The sequence below is a fragment of the Kitasatospora sp. NPDC048545 genome (genome assembly GCF_040651155.1).
Taxonomy (GTDB): Bacteria; Actinomycetota; Actinomycetes; order Streptomycetales; family Streptomycetaceae; genus Kitasatospora.
This window is the reverse complement of the sequence record NZ_JBEZIQ010000171.1, coordinates 1-1,472: the sequence shown is the minus strand read 5'-3', so window position 1 is coordinate 1,472 and position 1,472 is coordinate 1. Positions and strand designations below refer to the sequence as shown.

At 69.6% G+C, this 1,472-nt stretch carries 1 protein-coding gene; it reads left to right on the top strand.

What is annotated here, in order from left to right:
* Positions 1-2: 2 nt before the first annotated feature.
* Positions 3-1,472: acetate--CoA ligase (acs, locus tag AB0D10_RS46290; RefSeq protein ID WP_360269140.1), on the top strand; the 1,470-nt coding region annotated here is incomplete at its 3' end.

The window sequence follows — 1,472 nt, the reverse complement described above, 5'->3', positions numbered from 1 at the left end:
CGTTGAGCAACGAGAGCCTGGCCAACCTGCTCAAGGAGGAGCGGCGCTTCGCCCCGCCGGCAGAGCTCGCCGCAGCCGCCAACGTCACCGCGGACGCCTACACGCAGGCCTCCGAGGACCGTCTGGGCTTCTGGGCCGAGCAGGCCCGCCGCCTGGACTGGGCCGTCGAGCCGACCCAGACCCTGGACTGGTCGAACCCGCCCTTCGCGAAGTGGTTCGCCGACGGCAAGCTCAACGTGGCCCACAACTGCGTCGACCGCCACGTCGCCAACGGCCTGGGCGACCGCGTCGCCATCCACTTCGAGGGCGAACCCGGCGACAGCCGCTCCCTCACCTACGCCCAGCTCAAGGACGAGGTCTCCCAGGCCGCCAACGCCCTGCTCGAACTCGGCGTCCGCAAGGGCGACCGCGTCGCCGTCTACCTCCCCATGATCGCCGAAGCCGTCGTCGCGATCCTGGCCTGCGCCCGCATCGGCGCCACCCACTCCGTGGTCTTCGGCGGCTTCTCCGCCGACGCCGTCGCCTCCCGCATCCAGGACGCCCAGGCCAAACTCGTCATCACCGCCGACGGCGGCTACCGGCGCGGCAAGCCCTCCGCCCTCAAGCCCGCCATCGACGAAGCCCTCACCAAGACCGACGGCGTCGAACACGTCCTGGTCATCCGCCGCACCGGCCAGGACATCTCCTGGACCGAAGGCCGCGACGTGTGGTGGCACGACATCACCGCCCGCCAGTCCACCGAACACACCCCCGAGGCCCACGACGCCGAACACCCCCTGTTCATCCTCTACACCTCCGGCACCACCGGAAAGCCCAAGGGCATCCTCCACACCTCCGGCGGCTACCTCACCCAGGCCGCCTACACCCACCACGCCGTCTTCGACCTCAAGCCCGAGACCGACGTCTACTGGTGCACCGCCGACATCGGCTGGGTCACCGGACACTCCTACATCGTCTACGGCCCCCTCGCCAACGGCGCCACCCAGGTCATCTACGAAGGCACCCCCGACACCCCCCACCAGGGCCGCTTCTGGGAGATCGTCCAGAAGTACGGCGTCACCATCCTCTACACCGCCCCCACCGCGATCCGCACCTTCATGAAGTGGGGCGACGACATCCCCGCCAAGTTCGACCTGTCCTCCCTGCGCATCCTGGGCAGCGTCGGCGAACCCATCAACCCCGAAGCCTGGATCTGGTACCGCGAACACATCGGCGCCGGCACCGCCCCGATCGTCGACACCTGGTGGCAGACCGAGACCGGCGCCATGATGATCAGCCCCCTGCCCGGCGTCACCGAGACCAAGCCCGGCTCCGCCCAGCGCGCCCTGCCCGGCATCGCCGCCACCGTCGTCGACGACAACGCCAACGAAGTCCCCAACGGCTCCGGCGGCTACCTCGTCCTCACCGAACCCTGGCCCTCCATGCTCCGCACCATCTGGGGCGACGACCAGCGCTACATCGACACCTACTGG